The sequence below is a fragment of the Colwellia sp. E150_009 genome, from assembly GCF_053543955.1.
In genome coordinates, this window is the sequence record NZ_JBHFOM010000029.1 from 1 (window position 1) to 16,872 (window position 16,872).

General features: G+C 36.3%; 12 protein-coding genes. 6 read left to right on the plus strand and 6 right to left on the minus strand.

Annotated elements, in window-relative coordinates; translation table 11 throughout:
• The first annotated feature begins 276 nt into the window (after window positions 1-276).
• Window positions 277-600, plus strand: a complete 324-nt coding sequence (locus tag ACE1OF_RS12980; RefSeq protein ID WP_448895016.1) for a DUF2834 domain-containing protein — start codon at window positions 277-279, stop codon at window positions 598-600.
• A 179-nt stretch (window positions 601-779) separates the two neighbouring features.
• Window positions 780-953 (plus strand): DUF6897 domain-containing protein, encoded by a 174-nt coding sequence (locus tag ACE1OF_RS12985; protein ID WP_448895017.1) that lies wholly within the window; start codon window positions 780-782, stop codon window positions 951-953.
• Between the two features lie 268 nt (window positions 954-1,221).
• On the opposite strand, the gene ACE1OF_RS12990 is transcribed toward ACE1OF_RS12985, so the two are convergent.
• The 3 genes from ACE1OF_RS12990 to ACE1OF_RS13000 all read right to left on the minus strand — a co-directional run bounded on the left by ACE1OF_RS12990 (window position 1,222) and on the right by ACE1OF_RS13000 (window position 5,142).
• Complete coding sequence (locus tag ACE1OF_RS12990) at window positions 1,222-3,588, minus strand: TonB-dependent receptor (RefSeq protein WP_448895018.1); 2,367 nt, start codon at window positions 3,586-3,588, stop codon at window positions 1,222-1,224.
• Window positions 3,589-3,752: 164 nt separating this feature from the next.
• Complete coding sequence (locus ACE1OF_RS12995) at window positions 3,753-4,619, minus strand: CvfB family protein (RefSeq protein ID WP_448895020.1); 867 nt, start codon at window positions 4,617-4,619, stop codon at window positions 3,753-3,755.
• Between the two features lie 67 nt (window positions 4,620-4,686).
• On the minus strand, window positions 4,687-5,142 hold the full coding sequence (locus ACE1OF_RS13000; protein ID WP_448895021.1) for a tellurite resistance TerB family protein: 456 nt from the start codon (window positions 5,140-5,142) through the stop codon (window positions 4,687-4,689).
• A 381-nt stretch (window positions 5,143-5,523) separates the two neighbouring features.
• On the opposite strand from ACE1OF_RS13000, the gene ACE1OF_RS13005 reads away from it, so the two are divergent.
• From ACE1OF_RS13005 to ACE1OF_RS13020, 4 genes are all read left to right on the plus strand, one after another.
• Window positions 5,524-6,747, plus strand: a complete 1,224-nt coding sequence (locus tag ACE1OF_RS13005; RefSeq protein ID WP_448895022.1) for an efflux RND transporter periplasmic adaptor subunit — start codon at window positions 5,524-5,526, stop codon at window positions 6,745-6,747.
• Between the two features lie 2 nt (window positions 6,748-6,749).
• Window positions 6,750-9,974, plus strand: a complete 3,225-nt coding sequence (locus ACE1OF_RS13010) for an efflux RND transporter permease subunit (RefSeq protein ID WP_448895023.1) — start codon at window positions 6,750-6,752, stop codon at window positions 9,972-9,974.
• A 12-nt stretch (window positions 9,975-9,986) separates the two neighbouring features.
• Complete coding sequence (locus ACE1OF_RS13015; protein ID WP_448895025.1) at window positions 9,987-12,482, plus strand: reprolysin-like metallopeptidase; 2,496 nt, start codon at window positions 9,987-9,989, stop codon at window positions 12,480-12,482.
• 70 nt (window positions 12,483-12,552) lie between these two features.
• Window positions 12,553-12,945 (plus strand): hypothetical protein, encoded by a 393-nt coding sequence (locus ACE1OF_RS13020; protein WP_448895027.1) that lies wholly within the window; start codon window positions 12,553-12,555, stop codon window positions 12,943-12,945.
• Between the two features lie 46 nt (window positions 12,946-12,991).
• Here the strand turns inward: ACE1OF_RS13020 and cobO are convergent, their stop codons facing one another.
• The 3 genes from cobO to ACE1OF_RS13035 all read right to left on the minus strand — a co-directional run bounded on the left by cobO (window position 12,992) and on the right by ACE1OF_RS13035 (window position 16,855).
• Window positions 12,992-13,615 carry a cob(I)yrinic acid a,c-diamide adenosyltransferase gene (gene cobO, locus ACE1OF_RS13025; RefSeq protein ID WP_448895028.1) on the minus strand — a complete coding sequence of 208 codons (624 nt, stop codon included), beginning with the start codon at window positions 13,613-13,615 and terminating at the stop codon, window positions 12,992-12,994.
• 247 nt (window positions 13,616-13,862) lie between these two features.
• The gene (locus ACE1OF_RS13030) at window positions 13,863-15,935 is read right to left on the minus strand and encodes a M13 family metallopeptidase (protein ID WP_448895030.1); all 2,073 of its coding nucleotides are present in this window, start codon (window positions 15,933-15,935) and stop codon (window positions 13,863-13,865) included.
• Window positions 15,936-16,177: 242 nt separating this feature from the next.
• A complete protein-coding gene (locus tag ACE1OF_RS13035; protein WP_448895031.1) occupies window positions 16,178-16,855 on the minus strand; it encodes a TetR/AcrR family transcriptional regulator in 678 nt (225 codons plus the stop codon).
• Window positions 16,856-16,872 lie beyond the last annotated feature (17 nt).

The window sequence follows — 16,872 nt, forward strand, 5'->3', positions numbered from 1 at the left end:
TCGATGTGATCAAAGGGACTCATAAGTTGTGATATTAGGTATGAAAAATAAAATCAATTAGATCACAAATTTAATCAAAATGGTATAACGTCTCTGTGGGTAATTTAAAAATTATTTTATTATTCAATATACTACGATAAATATGTTGTTATGAGAGAACCATGCATTTTTTGATTGTTAAAAGAAAATAATTCAGTTAGAGTGTTTTGATTAAAAATTATATAAAAAACGAGTTACTCTAAAAGCTCGTTATATCTCTAGCTGAAAAATTGAATAATGAGCCTTAAAATAAGCTTCTTAATATTATGTGTTTTGGGGCTATTGTTACCTTTATCTCAGCTTGCTCCTTGGCTTATTAGCAATGGATTAAACATACCACTTTTGTTCCAAGAATTATTTTCTACACAAATTGGTGGTTTCTTTGGCTTGGATGTAATTGTTTCTGCGGTTGTTTTATTGGCATTTATCTTTATCGAGGGGCAGCGTCTAAATATAAAAAAATTATGGCTTCCTATCGTCGCAACGTTAACTGTTGGCGTTTCGTTTGGTTTTCCTCTTTTTTTGTATATGAGGCAAGTGAAAATTGAAAACGAAGTATAAGCCACTTAAAAGAAAAAATAACAGTTGGTTTTACTCTATGAGTACTCAAAACTAATTTGGCTAAATCAATGCCGAGTGCTTTAATTGATGTTTTATACTTTTCAATATCGAACATGAATTCCGTTTATGCGGAAATCAATATTCGATGATAATCATCTACCAAATAATAGGGGTTAATTATGCTTAGAGAAGTTCAAGGAAAGAGTGTGGTAATTGCATTGGGTACAACCGATTTCAGTAATGTAGTTAAAGGTGAAGTTGTAAATATTTCAGATAGCTGGTTAAAAATACAAACTAAGAAAACAATAGAGTTTATTCGAGTTGACGCAATTATTAAAATATCAGTGCCTTAAAAAGTTATTATAGTCAGCCAATTTGTTTTCTTCGTTATGTTGCTCAGTCGTTAAATATTTATGTGAAACAAATATGTTGACGTGCTTTTAATGGGATCTCATTACTATTTTAGTGATATGAAAAAAACGACTTTTTATCTTCTCAAAATATTATGCAAAGGTCGTTCTTAACAAGCTAGCTAAAACTCAGTTCAAACTTTTTTATGATTGCTTTAACTTGAACAAAAAGTAGTGAACTGAGTAGTGATATTGTTTAATAGTTATTTTATTACATTTGATACGATATGTTTAAATAGGCAGTACGACGCGGCCATGGGTGAGCAACATAAGTTAGCTCGTTTGTTATATTGTCAATACCAATGCTGGCTTTCAAATGCTCGTTAATGATGTATTGGCTTTTCAAACCAAATAATAAATAGCTGTCTGCTGCGCCATAAACATTATCAATAGTATCGTCATTTTGCAAACGCGAATAAACATCGCTTGCGTATTGCGCATTTAAACTAATATTCCAATCTTCAGTAAGCGCATAGGTTGATAATATATTAGCTCGCCATTTAGGCATACGAGGATAAACATTACCTTCCCATTCTGGGTTAGCTTTGTTTTGGGTGATACGAGCATGGGTGTATGTTATATTGAATCGTAAATCGAAGCCGTCAATTAACACATCAGTTTGATTTAAAATAAACTCAGCCCCTTTGGTTTCTGTTTTATCTAGAGGAACAAAAGTACTTAAACTTGTACCGTCATTTATACCACCAACAATCGTTGTACTTTGTGATTCAATGGCATCTTTGATTTGGTCATAAAATAAGTTGATACGTACATAACCAGCAGTTAATTCACGGTTAAACATTAAATTTTGATGAAAGCCATTTTCGGGCGCTAAATTAGGATTAGACTCGTTAATACTGTTATAGGCTTGATATTGGCGAAATAATTCTTCAACAATTGGAAAACGATAGGCTTTAGCAACGGAGTAGCGAATTAACCACTTGTCACTTGGATAGTATCCTAAGGTGAATTTAGGTGATGTTTTGTCGTATTCAACACTGGGCGCTTGCACTAAGTCAAACGAATTCGTTTCTGGATTTATGTTACTATAATAACCGTCGCTGCTTTCAAACTGTTCATAGCGTAAACCAAAGGTCATATCCCAATGGGCATTGTCACTCCAGTTTAACTGTGCAAATGCAGCATTAAGCTCGGTTTTGCCACCAAAGCTACTGCTATAATCTTGCTTAGCGCCATGCAAGTAATCGTCAGTATTAAAAACATCAAGATTTAACTCATAATTTTCGTGACGTACGCCAGTAATTAAATTTAATCTTGGGATCATAATATCTGACACTGTCATTGCTAAGTCGCCAGTTGTCCAACCTGAATTATCATAATCTGTGATTTTACCATTCCCTGTAAAAGCTGGGTCGTTAGGATTAAGTGCAGATGAACGTGTTTCGTCTTTAAGAATATCAAATTGGTTTATATTTGCTTCAAGGGCTATTTTTTCTGTAATGTCTGCTTTTAAACGTAAACCTACGGATAAGCTTTCTCGTAGCAAACGGCTTTTATTTAACCTAGCAGAGTTAAAGGAAAAGGTAGTGCCATTGATAACGGCGTTCTTTGCACTCCATAACTTATTACCGTTTGTATCACGAAGATGGGTATCTCCAGTATTCTCACTACTGCGATCTTCGTAGGCCACGTTTAATAATGCTTGCCAGTTATTCGCATCGTAACCTAGCTTTATTTTATAATTATCGGTTTGGCTGTTAACCACCCCCGTATCACCATACCAATAAACATCACGGTTGCGTGCATCTGGCCCAGCAGAACCGCCTGTTGCAGTGTCAGAACTGCTTGAGGGGGTTGCGCTGGCACTTTTGTAAGTTTGTGGTTGCGCGTCGTTATCTAAATGGTTAAACGACAGGTAATAACTTAAGTTATCAATTTTATCACCAAATGAAACAAAGCCTTTATAGCCACTAACGTCTTTATCAAAATCATAAGCTTGTGCTTGTTGCACAAAGGTACTTATGTCTGCATTAAACTCACGTTCTTGTGGGATTGCTGTTTCAATATTGATAACACCGCCCATTGCATTTCCGCCATATTGAGCAGAAAAAGGACCATATAGCACACTTACTTGTGCTATTTCACTTGCTGAAACCATTGTCCAACGTGGCGCGCCAGACCAACGTGTTTGTAAGTTATAGTGAAGCGGTACACCATCAGCAAATACCATAGAACGCGCGGTTTGAAACATGTTAGCGCTGCGTATACCCATAGTACCGTTTGCATCACCTATAAAACGACGTCTGATTACTAAACTAGGTTCATATTTAACTAAATCTTCGGTAGTTACCGCATTAATTGCCTGCATATCTGACGGTAACAGTAAACTTTCAGGGCTGGTATAACCTGGTTCATCAGCTTTAAGGCTTTTGCCCCAAATGCGTAAAACCTCAGTGTCTTTGGTCTTGGTTGTATTAGTGCTGTTAATTTTAGCGGTTTCATTGATAACCTCGCTAGAGGCTTGAGTGTTACTATTGTTAGTAGCCGCTATTGTAGGTAGAGCTAAACCGCAAACTAATAAGCTAGTTGTTAGGGAATATCGATTAAGTCTTTGCATTTTAAAGATGGTTTTATTGTTATTAAAAGTGGCGCAACTTTAGCAGGATAAAAATGTAGCAGAAGTGACAAATTGTCGCATTTGTCGGTTAAATATAGGAGGAGTCCTCATAAACTAATGATTGTTTGATCAAAAACAAATATTACATATTTTGCTAATAATAATTACTTTAATCTAATGCCATTTTTTTCTATGTTCAGTTTCCCTTTCTTGAATAAATTACCCACGGTCGCTTTAAAGGTTTTTTTACTCACCCCTAAAGTTCTTTGAATAAGCTCTGGTGCGCTTTTGTCGTGTAGTGGTAAAAAGCCATTATTTTTTTGTAAAGCATCCAATAGTTTATCGGCAAAGTCATTAACTTTATTTTTACTGCCACGGGTTAAAATAAGATCCAAGCGTCCGTCTTCTCTTACTTGTTTAATATAACCATCAATTTTTTTGCCAATGCGTAACGGTTGAAAAATTTCATTGTCGTATAATAAGCCCCAGTGCAAATCGTTGACTATGGCTTTAAAACCTAAGTCAGTTTTACCACCAATAATTAATTTCACTTTATCACCTTGTTGGTATTCGGCTGGCCAAATATCAATAAATTTATCTAGCTTACTAGACGCGGCAACACGGTTGGTTATTTGATCAAGAAAAATGCGCACTAAATAATACTTACCAACTTCCATTTCAGAGTGTTGTTGGTTGTACGGTACCAATAAATCTTTAGGTAAGCCCCAGTCTAAAAAGGCTCCCATTTTATTTACTTGTACTACTTTCAAAGAAACAAATTCGCCTACTTGCCCCAATGCTTTTTCTGTTGTTGCAACAAGTCTGTCGGCTGAATCAGTATAAAGAAAAACGTCAATGCTTGCGCCAACATTACAATCAACAGGAACATAGCGTTTTGGTAATAAAATTTCACCTAAATCATCGCCATCAAGGTAAACACCATTATCTGTTACCGCAACAACATTGAGCGTGTTATTTTTTCCTATTTGTGCGCGGGAAAGGTTAGCTGATTGTTCGCTTGAGTTTTTCATTGGTGATGCCATTTTATGGAGAATTAATTCGGGTGCTAGTTTACCCGATTCTAATACGCTTCACTAATTATTTAGCAAATTGTTCTGCAGCAATTTTAGTGGCTATATATTCACTGTGTCTTAAATGCAATAAGTCAGCAATTTTACGAATAATATGCTCTTCAATACTGGCTAACTCACCATCAGCGTAGGCCACTTGCCATAATAACGTGACAATGTTAATCCTGTCGTCTAAGGTGTAGTGTTGGTTCAACTTTGACGTAAATTGATAAAAATCGTTAGCATTTTCACTTAATTGAAAAGCTTGCTCTAAAGTGGTCGTTACTTCTTGCTCAGTTAAGTTAAATTGCTTTGTTAAAATAGCACTGAGTTTATCTTGTTCATTTTCGGTAAAAACATGATCAGCGCGCATCACTTCACACAGTAAAACAGCACAAGCGATTTCGATGGAAATTGTGTTTTCAGTTTGTGTATTTTCAGTATGGAGCAAGTTATTTAAAAAATCGGTAATTCTATTGAGCATTGTCGTTCCTAGTGAGTGTTATAAAAAGCGTATTAATGGCCTTTAAATTAGAGAGTGGTTAATTTGCCAAGAATTATTTATAAAAAGTTCAATAAATGGTGTATTTAACTAACTAGTTATTTAGATGTTCAGTTTATGATACTTATTCATAAAAATCTCATTTAAAATTAAACTGCGTATCTAATTGATATTAGTTAATATTTTAATATTTTTTGTGCTTATTTATAACATTTTTACAAATAGGCGCACTTTTTGTAATAGACAGTTACAACTTTATATTATTTCGTGGCGATATATTCGCTATGATTTATTCATACCATCAGATAATTTTTATCAATTGTCTGCTTAATAATAAATATAGATTTTAGAAGGGATAAAACAGTGGCCCGTAAAAAACAAATAATTATACCTATCGCCATTTTAGCAATTGGAGCAATCGCATTTGTAGGCTTTTCTAGTATGAAAAAACCGCCAGAAGAAAAAGATGCTGTAGATAAAACACCTATTGTTGCCGTTGAAGATATTTCTGTTGCGCCAATGACACTTGAAGTCAGCTCTTACGGTGTGGTTAAACCAAAATATGAAACCACTATTGTTGCGCAAGTTAGCGGTGAAATTGTCGAACTCAGTGATGCTTTTGTGCGAGGAGGCTTAATAAAAAAAGATCAACTGTTAGCGCGCATTGACCCCAATGACTACCACGCAGCATTAATTGATGCTCAAGCGGATATGGCTTCAGCAAGAGCAGCTTTAGAGAAAGAAGTTGCTCAAGGTAAGGTTGCCGAAAGGGAATGGAAACAAATAACCGATACTTCGCCAACAGAATTAAGTTTACGCAAACCCCAGCTTGCTCAAGAATTGGCTAGGGTAAAGTCTGCCCAAGCAGCTATTTTACGTGCAGAGCGTAACTTACAACGTACTGAAATAAGAGCTCCATACGATGCCATGATTAATAGCCGAGAAATAGGTCTTGGTTCGTTTGTGGGTGTGGGGAGTGAAATTGGTATGTTACTTGGTACTGATATTGCCGAAGTACGATTACCTGTTGCAGATAATCAATTACAATTTTTAGTGGCTCAAGGCGAGCAAGCAAAAGTTAAGTTAATAGGGACATATTCAGGTCAGGAAATTCAATGGCAGGCAGAAATAGCCAGAAGTGAAGGCGTTATTGATAGTAATAGCCGAATGAGTTATTTAGTGGCAGAAATTCAAGACCCGTATCTTTTACAACAAAATACTCGTGAAAATGAATTACCACTACGATTTGGTTCTTATGTTCAAGCTAAAATACTCGGTGTTGAAGTAGATAACGCTACTGTTGTTCCTCGTTATTTAGTAGTCAATAATAGCGTAGCTATTTTAAATAATGAGTCAAAGTTACATTACGCTAAAATCCATATTCTTCGCGAACAGGGAGGTAATGTTATTGTTTCTGATGGTTTAATTGATGGGGATAAACTCATTGTTTCTGCGTTAGATTATCCTGTTGCAGGGATGAAGTTAACATTGGCTAGTGATCAATTAGATGAAGACGACCTTGAAGAGAAAAGCGTACATGAAGAGGTAGATACTCAAGTTGTTAGCATTAAGAATAAGGGTGAGTAAATATGAGTTCGCTTTCTGAAAAAAATAGTAAAGATAAAGCCGTTAATCTCAAAAAAGTGGATGAAACCATTGATACCAATGTAGGCATTATTGCTTGGTTTGCCCGTAATACCATTGCGGCTAATTTATTGATGGTATTTATTTTGCTAGGTGGTTTTCTCACTATGCAAACTATTGACAAGCAAATGTTCCCACAAGTGAAAATTAATTGGATTTCGTATGCGGCTCCATATCCTGGAGCAGCACCTCAGGAAGTTGAGGAAGGTATTACCATCAAGATTGAAGAAGCATTGAAAACAGTGCAAGGTCTTAAGCGTGTGATTACTTACTCAAATAGAAATTACTCAAATGGTTGGTTTGAAGTAGAGCTTGATTATGATCCCCAAGTAGTATTAGAAGAAGTTAAATCAGCCATTGATTCAATTTCAAGTTTTCCTGATGGGATGGAACGGATCAAGGTAGAACGCGAAAAATTTCGTCAAGAAGTTATGTATATCAGTTTGTATGGTGACTTAACCAATAGTGAATTAAAAGAGTTAGGTCGTAAAATCCATCATGAAATTCAACAATTACCTAAAATTAATATCTCAGAATTTTACAGTGGTTTAGGTTATGAAATTTCTGTTGAAGTGAGTAAAGATAAACTCAGGGAATATGGATTAAGCTTTAGAGATGTCGCTAATGCAGTGCGTAATTCTTCACGTAATATGTCAGCAGGACAAATTCGAGCTGAAAATGGCTATATCAACCTTCGAGTTGAAAACCAAGCGTACCGGGGTCATGAATTTGAACAAATTCCTCTTATTACACTGGCTGATGGTAGTAAAATATTACTAGGCGATGTAGCAACTATTATTGATGGATTTGAGGAAGGGTTGCAATACTCTAAATTTAATGGAAAAAATTCTGTAACTCTTTTTATTGGTGCTGCTGATAATCAAAGCATTACTGATGTTGCTGATGTTATAAATGCTTATGTTGAAGAAAAATCTGAACTATTACCTCATGGTGTTAAGTTAGAAACATGGGTAGATATGACCTACTACCTAAAAGGTCGCTTAAACATGATGTTAGACAACATGCAAAGTGGTGCTGTATTGGTATTTTTAATGCTAGCGTTGTTTTTACGTGTTCGTTTGGCATTTTGGGTAATGATGGGCTTGCCTGTTTGCTTCTTGGGTACTTTGTTAGTTATGCCAATGGAGTTTATCAACGTTACCATCAATATTATTAGCTTGTTTGCTTTTATTTTGGTGCTGGGTATTGTGGTTGATGATGCTATTGTGATGGGGGAAAGTGCTCACGATGAAATAGAAGAGCACGGACACTCTACTGAGAATGTTATTCGTGGTGTAAAGCGTGTTGCCATGCCTGCAACGTTTGGTGTGTTAACGACAATTGCGGTTTTTGTGCCTTTTCTTTTTGGAGAAGGGCCGTCATCCGCTTTTGGTAAGGCTATTGGTGCCGTGGTAGTACTTTGTCTTATCTTCTCATTAATAGAATCTAAACTGATTTTACCTGCACATTTAGTTAAAATGAAAGTTAAAGAGTTTAACCCTAAAAACCCATTGGATAGAATTCGTCGTTGGGTAGACATTAAGCTAAAAGGCTTTATTGATAATACATACAGACCAGCATTATCAGTGTGTATTGAATACCGTTATGGCGTATTAATGTTTTTTATAAGCTTAATGCTTTTAAGTGCCGGCTTATATAGTGGTGGTTTTGTTCGGTTTATCGGGCAACCTAAAATCCCTCACGATTTTCCTCGTGTTACTATTGACATGAACGTTGATGCCTCTGAAAAAGCGACATTAAAAACCTTGTTAAATATTGAACGTATTTTATACAAGGTAGACAAGGAAGTAGAAGCGCAATATGGTCGTTCTATGATTGCGGATATGCAAGTTGATTTACGTAGCCGTACCAGTGGTAACGTGATGGTTAAATTAGTGATACCGAAAGAAAGACCAATTAATACATTTGAATTGGCTGATTTATGGCGTAAAGCGATCCCCAGTTATCCAGGAGTTAAATCATTAGCGATTGATGATAATTTATTTGGCGGTGGCCGTGATGATGGCGATGTTGCCTTTAAATTAGAAAGCACTGATGATGCTCAGTTATTAGCGGCTGCAAAACAACTTAAAGCTAAACTAAACTCGCTGAAAGGGGTAGGTGATGTTAATGATTCACGTCAAACTAGCGCGAAAGAAGTACAGCTTGAATTAAAGCCTTTGGCTTACAGCATGGGTTTAACATTAGCAGAAGTCGCATCGCAAGTAAGTTATAGTTTTTATGGTTTAGAAGCACAACGTATATTACGAGACAGTGAAGAAATCAAGGTGATGGTACGTTATCCGCTTGAACAGCGCAGTAGTATAGGGCATGTTGATGATGTGATGATACAAGCCCCGAATGGGGCAGAACTTCCGTTGTCTGAACTGGCCGATATTTCATTAACTGATGGTGTTACGCGTATTCGTCGTGAAAATGGCAATCGTACGATTAATGTGTGGGCAAGTGTTGATGCAGAGCAAGTAGAACCCTTTGAAGTTGCAAAAGATATTAGAGACAACTTTATTCCAAACCTACTAAAACAATACCCGCATGTTCAGAGTGAAGTGTCTGGCAGTATTCAAGAAGAAATGGACAGTGCTGATAATCAACTTAGAGATTTTGTAATTTCTTTAATGGTCATTTTTTCTTTACTTGCTATTCCATTGCGGTCGTATTCACAAGCGGTAATGATTATGATCGTTATTCCTTTTGGGGTTATTGGTGCTGTATTTGGTCACTTTATTTTAGGAATGGATTTAAGCGCATTATCCATTATGGGAATTTTGGCAGCATCAGGGGTTGTTGTAAATGATTCGTTGGTGATGGTGGACTATGTTAATAATGCGAGAAAACGAGGAGAACGTTTAAAAGATGCTGTTATGCATGCGGGAACAAAACGTTTTAGAGCGATCATGCTAACCTCGGCAACAACTTTTATCGGCTTAGTTCCTATCATCTTTTTTGAAACGAGTGCACAAGCTCAAATTGTTATTCCTATGGCTGTGTCATTATCGTTTGGTGTACTTTTTGCCACTATTGTAACGTTAATCTTTATACCAAGCTTATACGTTATTATTGAGGATTTACGAGTGTTATTCAGTCGTAAAAAGAAAAAATTGCCAACAGTTGACGAAATAACAAAACCGCAAGAATTACCTTTAAACTAGTAACACTATTCTTTGCCTATTAGTAAAAAACCACTGCATTATCAGTGGTTTTTTTATTACATTACCGTTAAGCTTAATGCAGTGATATTTACCGATGAGAATAATATGAAGCAATTGAATAAGTTAACGGTTTACAGTGTATTAATACTCATGATGCAAATGGTTATGCCTCATATCGTTTTCGCGCAAGCTGTAGATGATGAAAAGAATTATTTTTTCAAGCAAAGTGGTAAAGCTTCAACACTAACTGCAAATATTGATGATTTACGTACTTTACTGCTTAGTGATGTTGAATCTATGGTTGTAGCGTTACCTTTACCTAATGGAGACGTTACTTATTTCACATTAACGCCTGTGAAAATCATGGCTGATGGGCTTGCCAAAAAGTATCCTAACACGAGAACATTTTCAGGTACTGCCCTTGATAACCCGAGTAATACGGGGCGTTTTGATATTACGTCAAATGGTTTTCATGGTATGTTTTATTATGGTGGAGAGCGTATATTTATAGAACCTGAAAATGTATTTGTAAAAGAGCAAGCTGTACTGAAATCGTCGAAAGAGAAAAGAGTTTTTAATTCGCGTAAAAATGAATATAAAAGTTACGCTGGTGTTGATAATCGTTTGGTAACCCAATTAGCGCACAAATTTCATCCCCCAAAAAAAATAGAATCTGGCATCGCTGTATTGCAAAATTCACAAATCAATAAAGCAAATAAAACGAGCAAGTCTATTGAATCTCAAAGTACAATCAAAACCTACCGTATTGCGATAGCTGCAGCAGCAGAATACACCCAATTTAATGGTGGTACAGTTAATACGGCCATGGCTGAAATAGTGACTTTGGTTAATCGTTTGAATGAGGTATATCAGCATGACTTGGCGATAAAGCTAGAGTTAGTAGAAAACAGTGATTTATTAATTTTTACCAATAGCGATACAGACCCATTTAATAATGATAGTGATGATGGTGAACTTAATACAGCGGTTATTGATGGCATTATTGGGAGTGAAAGCTATGATATTGGTCATGTGGTTAATACCGATGGTGGCGGTTTAGCTGTGCTTGGTGGGGTTTGTGATTCAATTTATAAAGGTGATGGCGTAACGGGCGACCCTTATCCAATTAATGATTCATTTTACATTGATTATGTTGCTCATGAGATAGGACACCAGTTTGGTGCTAATCATACGTTTAATGGCTCTGCAGGCGCTTGTGAAGGTAACCGTGTAAGCCATTCGGCTTATGAAGTAGGTAGTGGCTCCACAATTATGTCTTATGCTGGTATTTGTGATGATCAAAATATACAGCCACATTCGGATGCTTTTTTTCATGCAAGATCTATAGAGCAAATAAGTGACAACATACAAAATGGGCGTGGCAGTGAGTGTGGTGCTGTGACAGGTGAATCAAATAATACTCCTGTTGTTGATGCTGGATTAGATTATACCATTCCCGCGCAAACGCCTTTTAAGTTATCTGGCAGCGCGCAGGACAGTGATAGTGATAGCTTGAGTTATAGTTGGCAACAATTTGATTTAGGTAATGCAAGTTCATCACTGCTTGAGCAAATTGATGATGGCACTAGACCTTTGTTTCGCGCGTTTTTACCGAGTGAAAATGTGAGTCGTTATTTTCCCCAATTAACCGATGTGCTGAATAGCACAAGTACTAGTGGTGAATCATTACCGACTACAAACAGAGAATTAAATTTTCGCTTAATGGTATTTGATGATAAAGGTGGAGTTAGTTTCGATGAAACTAAGTTGACTGTTATCGATACAGGAGAAGCTTTTGCACTTAATACTCCATTACTGGGTGACACATGGACAAACAATAGTAACCTAATCAGCTGGCAAGTAGCAGGCACAAATATTGCGCCTATTAATTGCTCATCGGTTGATATTTTGCTTTCTAAAGATAACGGTGAAAATTTTGATGTGACACTGGTAAGTGGTGTAGATAATAATGGTAGTACCAATATTGATATGGGGTCATTTTGCCGAGATGAAATCAATACAGCCAATGCAAGAGTAAAACTCGTGTGTAGTGATAATGTTTTTTACTCAACAAATGAAGGGGTTTTTGTTATAGACAAAGCATTGGCATCTAGCGATGTTGCTATTATTACTCAGCAATCATTTTCGCTTGTTCAAGGGGGGAGTGTTGTATTAAACACTTCACACTTTACTTATGCATGCGAAACCGCTGACTCAATTACTATTCAAGCAGGTGATAATTATACTGTTTTAGATGAAACTATTACCCCCAACAGTGACTTTGTTGGTGAGTTAAGTGTTCCTGTTATTGCTAACAAAGGTTCCGTGGCTAGTGAGATTTTTGATGTAACTATAAACGTAGAAGCCAAGCCTGAACCCGAGCCTGAGCCTGAACCCGAGCCTGAACCAACAGAACCAACAAGTGGTGAATCTTCAGGGGGCAGTGCGTTTTGGCTATTATTCGTTATTTCTGTTTTGCCTTGGCGTTATTGGTGTAGAGCGCAATAATTATTAGCGTGAGTCAAGCATTAACGCGATATAGTCAAGCCATTTTTTGTCAGCAAGGAATTATTTATCTATGAAATCTATTATTTTAATATCATCAGTTCTGCTTAATACTGCGTGTTCTTCTATAGTAAATTCAACCGATGAGGTGATTAATGAAAAGGAAACAAAACCTTCCATGATAGAAACAGCCGATTCCGATGATTTGAATCAAGCATTAATGTTAGCTATTGAAAGTAAAGATTATAGGTTATTGGTTACGTCAGGAAGAAGTATGAATATTCCAGGCGTAAAATCTAGCGATTATAAAACGGCCATTGCACTTTGTGGAAAAAAATATTCATCAACGACTGGTGATGTTATTACGTCTGAAGAGCAACGTATGGCGCGTAAAAAAGAAGTCAATTTTATGCGCCAATACAACGAAAAAATGTTAACTATTTGTCAGCAGAACATCCTCAAATAAAACAATTAATCACTTATTAAACAAGCTTTAAGAGGTAAGTGAATACTTACCAGTCTATTCCTTTTTGTGCCTTTATATTGTTCTCAAAAGCATGCTTGATAGATTGTACTTCACTAACTGTATCAGCTAAATCAATAATAGCGCGATGACAACCTCGCCCAGTGATTATTACATGTTGATTTTTAGGGCGATTTTTTAACGCCTCAAGTACTTCATCTAAATCGATGTATTTATAAGCAACCATATAGGTTAACTCATCAAGTAAAATTACATCAACATTGTTGTCTTTTAATAACTCTTTACCACGTTGCCATACCTTTTGTGCGGCGGCGATATCTAGAGCTTTATCTTGCGTATTCCAAGTAAAGCCTGTAGCCATAACATCAAAACTTACCCCAGCATTTTCAAGTAAGGCTCGTTCTCCACAGGCCCACGTACCCTTTATAAATTGCACAACCGCAGTATTTAGGCCATGACCTACCGCACGGGCAATAGTGCCAAAACCAGAGGTTGACTTACCTTTACCATTCCCCGTAATGACAATCAATATGCCACGTTCTTCTTTAGCATTATCAATACGTTGATCTACTTTTTCTTTAACTGCTTGCATGCGCTTTTTATGCTGTGTATTTTTGATATCAGTACTTTTTTCTTCGTTGCTATCTGTCATCGTCTTATGTCTTCGCTTTATCGTAAAATTTTTATAGCACAAGAGTATAAGAGGTATTGGTAGTATTTCAAAGACTATACAGATGAGTTATTAATATTTTATTGATAATGGTAAGGCAGTATCAGGATTGGCTGTGATAAGCATTGTGATGGGTTGAAAACCTTAAGTAAAAAGTAACGAGCCTAGTTTGTTAGCTCGTTACTTTTAGTGTTTTTACGGAGAGGGTAAATAGATGGTATAAAAAATCTTACCAAATACTCACACGTTTTTCTGGTGCTATGTACATCGCATCACCTTCTTTAACATTAAATGCTTCATAGAACTCATCCATGTTTGAAAGTGACCCTAAAGCGCGGAATTCACCTGGAGAATGTGGGTCAGTAGCCACACGGTTACGCATTGACTTTTCTACAATTTTAGAACGCCAAATTTGTGCGAAACCCATGAAAAATCGTTGATCTCCTGTTAAACCATCAATGATCGGTGCTTCTTTACCATTTAACGAAGCTTTATAGGCTTTGTAGGCAATAGTGACACCAGATAAATCACCAATGTTCTCACCTAATGTTAATTCACCGTTAATGTTTAAATTATCAAATACTTGATAGGCAGAATATTGGTCAACTAATGCTTTGGTACGTTTAGAAAATTCTTTAAGATCTTGCTCTGTCCACCAATTGCGTAAATTGCCCTCAGCATCGTACTTACTGCCTTGATCATCAAAGCCATGACCCATTTCGTGTCCAATTACTGCCCCAATACCACCGTAGTTTACTGCATCATCTGCCTTCATATTAAAGAATGGTGCTTGTAAAATAGCAGCTGGAAATACTATTTCATTGGCAGGAGGGTTATAATAAGCATTAACGGTTTGTGGTGTCATGTGCCACTCCCATTTGCGAATTGGGCCACCTAATTTAGATAGTTCTTTCTCGCTAGCAACTTTACGTGCGCGAATAATATTCCCAACTAAGTCATCACCGCTAATTGAGAGTTTAGAGTAATCTTCCCATTGATCTGGGTAACCAATTTTAGGCGTGAAAGCGGCTAATTTTACTTGAGCTGCTTTCTTAGTATCTTTTGACATCCATTCTAAGTTATCAATACTTGAGCCGTAGGCATTACGTAAATTTTCAACTAATTCACTCATGCGTGCTTTAGCGGCTGGTGTAAAATGACGAGCAACGTACACTTTACCTATTACTTCACCTAAATTACTATTCACAACACGAACGCCGCGCTTCCATTGTGGTCGTTGTTCTTTTAGGCCATTTAGTTGCTTGGAAAAGAAATCAAAATCTTCATTGTCGATTTCTGTTGTTAGGTAATTTGAAAAAGCACTTAAGGTATTAAAAGTTAGATATTGTTGCCATGTGGCTAATGATGTCTCATCAAATACTTTACCAAAGCCTTTAATAAAGCTTGGTTGATTAATAATAATATCTTGCTGCTTGGTAACGCCTTCTGCTGCTAAAAATGCTTGCCAGTTAAATTTATTTGTTAGCGTATTTAATTTATTGATAGCTATTTTGTTGTAACTTTTTTCACTGTCACGGGTTTCAACACGTGTCCAATGCGAGTCAGCTAGCTTTGTTTCTAATACCATTATATTTTTAGCGGACTCTTTTGCATTAGGTAATCCTGCTAACGTTAACATTTTTTCAATGTGAGTAAGGTAGTTAGCTCGTAGCGTTACAAAACGCTCATCTGTATTAAAGTAGTAGTCTCTATCTGGTAAATTTAAACCGTTTTGCCAGATATAAGCAGCATAACTTGACGAGTCTTTTTCATCTATATTGACATAGAGTGCAAGTGGATTATTAATACCAATAGATGAGTATTTTCCAAAAAAAGAGGCTAATTCATCTTTGTTTTTAAGGTTATTAATTGTATTGAAAATATCTTTGATAGGTGCAGTGCCAAGCGCATTTCGTGCGTCTGTGTCCATGTATGAACGGAACAAGTCAGCGACTTTTTGTTCGTCTGAACCCATTGTTAAGTGTTCATTTGCGGCAAGCTCTTCAATAATAGCTTTTACGTCATCATCAGCTTTGTCACGTAAATCATAAAAAGAACCAATGGCGGTTTTATCATCAGGAATCTTATTTTTTTTCATCCAACCACCATTAATATAACGATAAAAATTATCTTGAGGTCGAATAGTTTTATCTATATTGGTTTGCTCTATACCAGAAGCTAGAATGGATTTTTGAGGTGTTGCAATACTATTTTGCGCTGTTGAATTTGATTCGTCGCTGTTACTACAGCCACTAAGCAGTAGTATTGACGAACATACAGCGCTTGCGATAATTGTTTTCATTTAATCACTCTCATTTTTGTAAATTAACATATATTATTCATACACATCATTCTTTGTTTTTTGATAAATATGTTGCTATGAAAAACATGGATGATGAATGTTACGAAGAATTTTAATAAAATTCTAGTTGAAGGCTCATCTATTTATATTTTTTATGTAACCAAACGTTTATATGTTGTTTACAGTATATTTACAAGATGAATGGGGTAATTAGTTAATTTTATCGGGTAGAATGCCGGACTTTACTTGTTATTAGAGATAAATAGATCGACAGCGCATTGGCACATTTCATCAATTTGACTTGCATCACCATAAATTCCATCAATCACAAGTTGTGCAATTCCGTGTAATGTTGCCCAGGTGACTTGTGCTAGCCTGAGTGAGTTTTGAGATTTGGGAAGTATGCCTTTTTGTTGCCAAGCTTGAGTCATTTCTACTTGATATTGAAAACTAGGATAAGCCACATCAATTAGTGCTTGTGAGCTAGTTGACGTACCGCTAACGTTAATTTTTTTCTCATTATTACGTTCCGTTTTGTATTGCTTCCATAATGTACTACCAAACATCAGTTTATATATAGCCGCATTTTTGGTGGCAAATTGTACATAAAAGTGAACAAAGTCGCGGTATTTTTCTTGATCAGTTAACTCATTATTATTGAAAATTTGCTCTGCTTCATTTTGCCAGGAAGTAAAACCCTGTGCAGCAATGGCACAAAGCAAATCATTTTTATCTTTAAAGTGATGATAGGCTGCGGTGCGAGAAACACCTATGCGCTCAGCAAGCTTTCTTAATGATAAGGCTTCTATGCCTTGTTCTGTAATCATGGCGGTTGCTGTTGCAAGCAAGCTAGCGTGTAAATCACCATGGTGATAAGTTGACGATTTATTGTTTACTTTGGTCACGGGTATTTCTTTCATTATTGTCTCAAAGGTCA

Bases quoted from the DNA above. Each gene is read 5' to 3' on its own strand.
- ACE1OF_RS12980 (WP_448895016.1), top strand. From the start codon at position 277: ATGAGCCTTAAAATAAGCTTCTTAATATTATGTGTTTTGGGGCTATTG.
- ACE1OF_RS12985 (WP_448895017.1), top strand. From the start codon at position 780: ATGCTTAGAGAAGTTCAAGGAAAGAGTGTGGTAATTGCATTGGGTACA.
- ACE1OF_RS12990 (WP_448895018.1), bottom strand. From the start codon at position 3,588: ATGCAAAGACTTAATCGATATTCCCTAACAACTAGCTTATTAGTTTGC.
- ACE1OF_RS12995 (WP_448895020.1), bottom strand. From the start codon at position 4,619: ATGAAAAACTCAAGCGAACAATCAGCTAACCTTTCCCGCGCACAAATA.
- ACE1OF_RS13000 (WP_448895021.1), bottom strand. From the start codon at position 5,142: ATGCTCAATAGAATTACCGATTTTTTAAATAACTTGCTCCATACTGAA.
- ACE1OF_RS13010 (WP_448895023.1), top strand. From the start codon at position 6,750: ATGAGTTCGCTTTCTGAAAAAAATAGTAAAGATAAAGCCGTTAATCTC.
- ACE1OF_RS13020 (WP_448895027.1), top strand. From the start codon at position 12,553: ATGAAATCTATTATTTTAATATCATCAGTTCTGCTTAATACTGCGTGT.
- cobO (WP_448895028.1), bottom strand. From the start codon at position 13,615: ATGACAGATAGCAACGAAGAAAAAAGTACTGATATCAAAAATACACAG.
- ACE1OF_RS13030 (WP_448895030.1), bottom strand. From the start codon at position 15,935: ATGAAAACAATTATCGCAAGCGCTGTATGTTCGTCAATACTACTGCTT.
- ACE1OF_RS13035 (WP_448895031.1), bottom strand. From the start codon at position 16,855: ATGAAAGAAATACCCGTGACCAAAGTAAACAATAAATCGTCAACTTAT.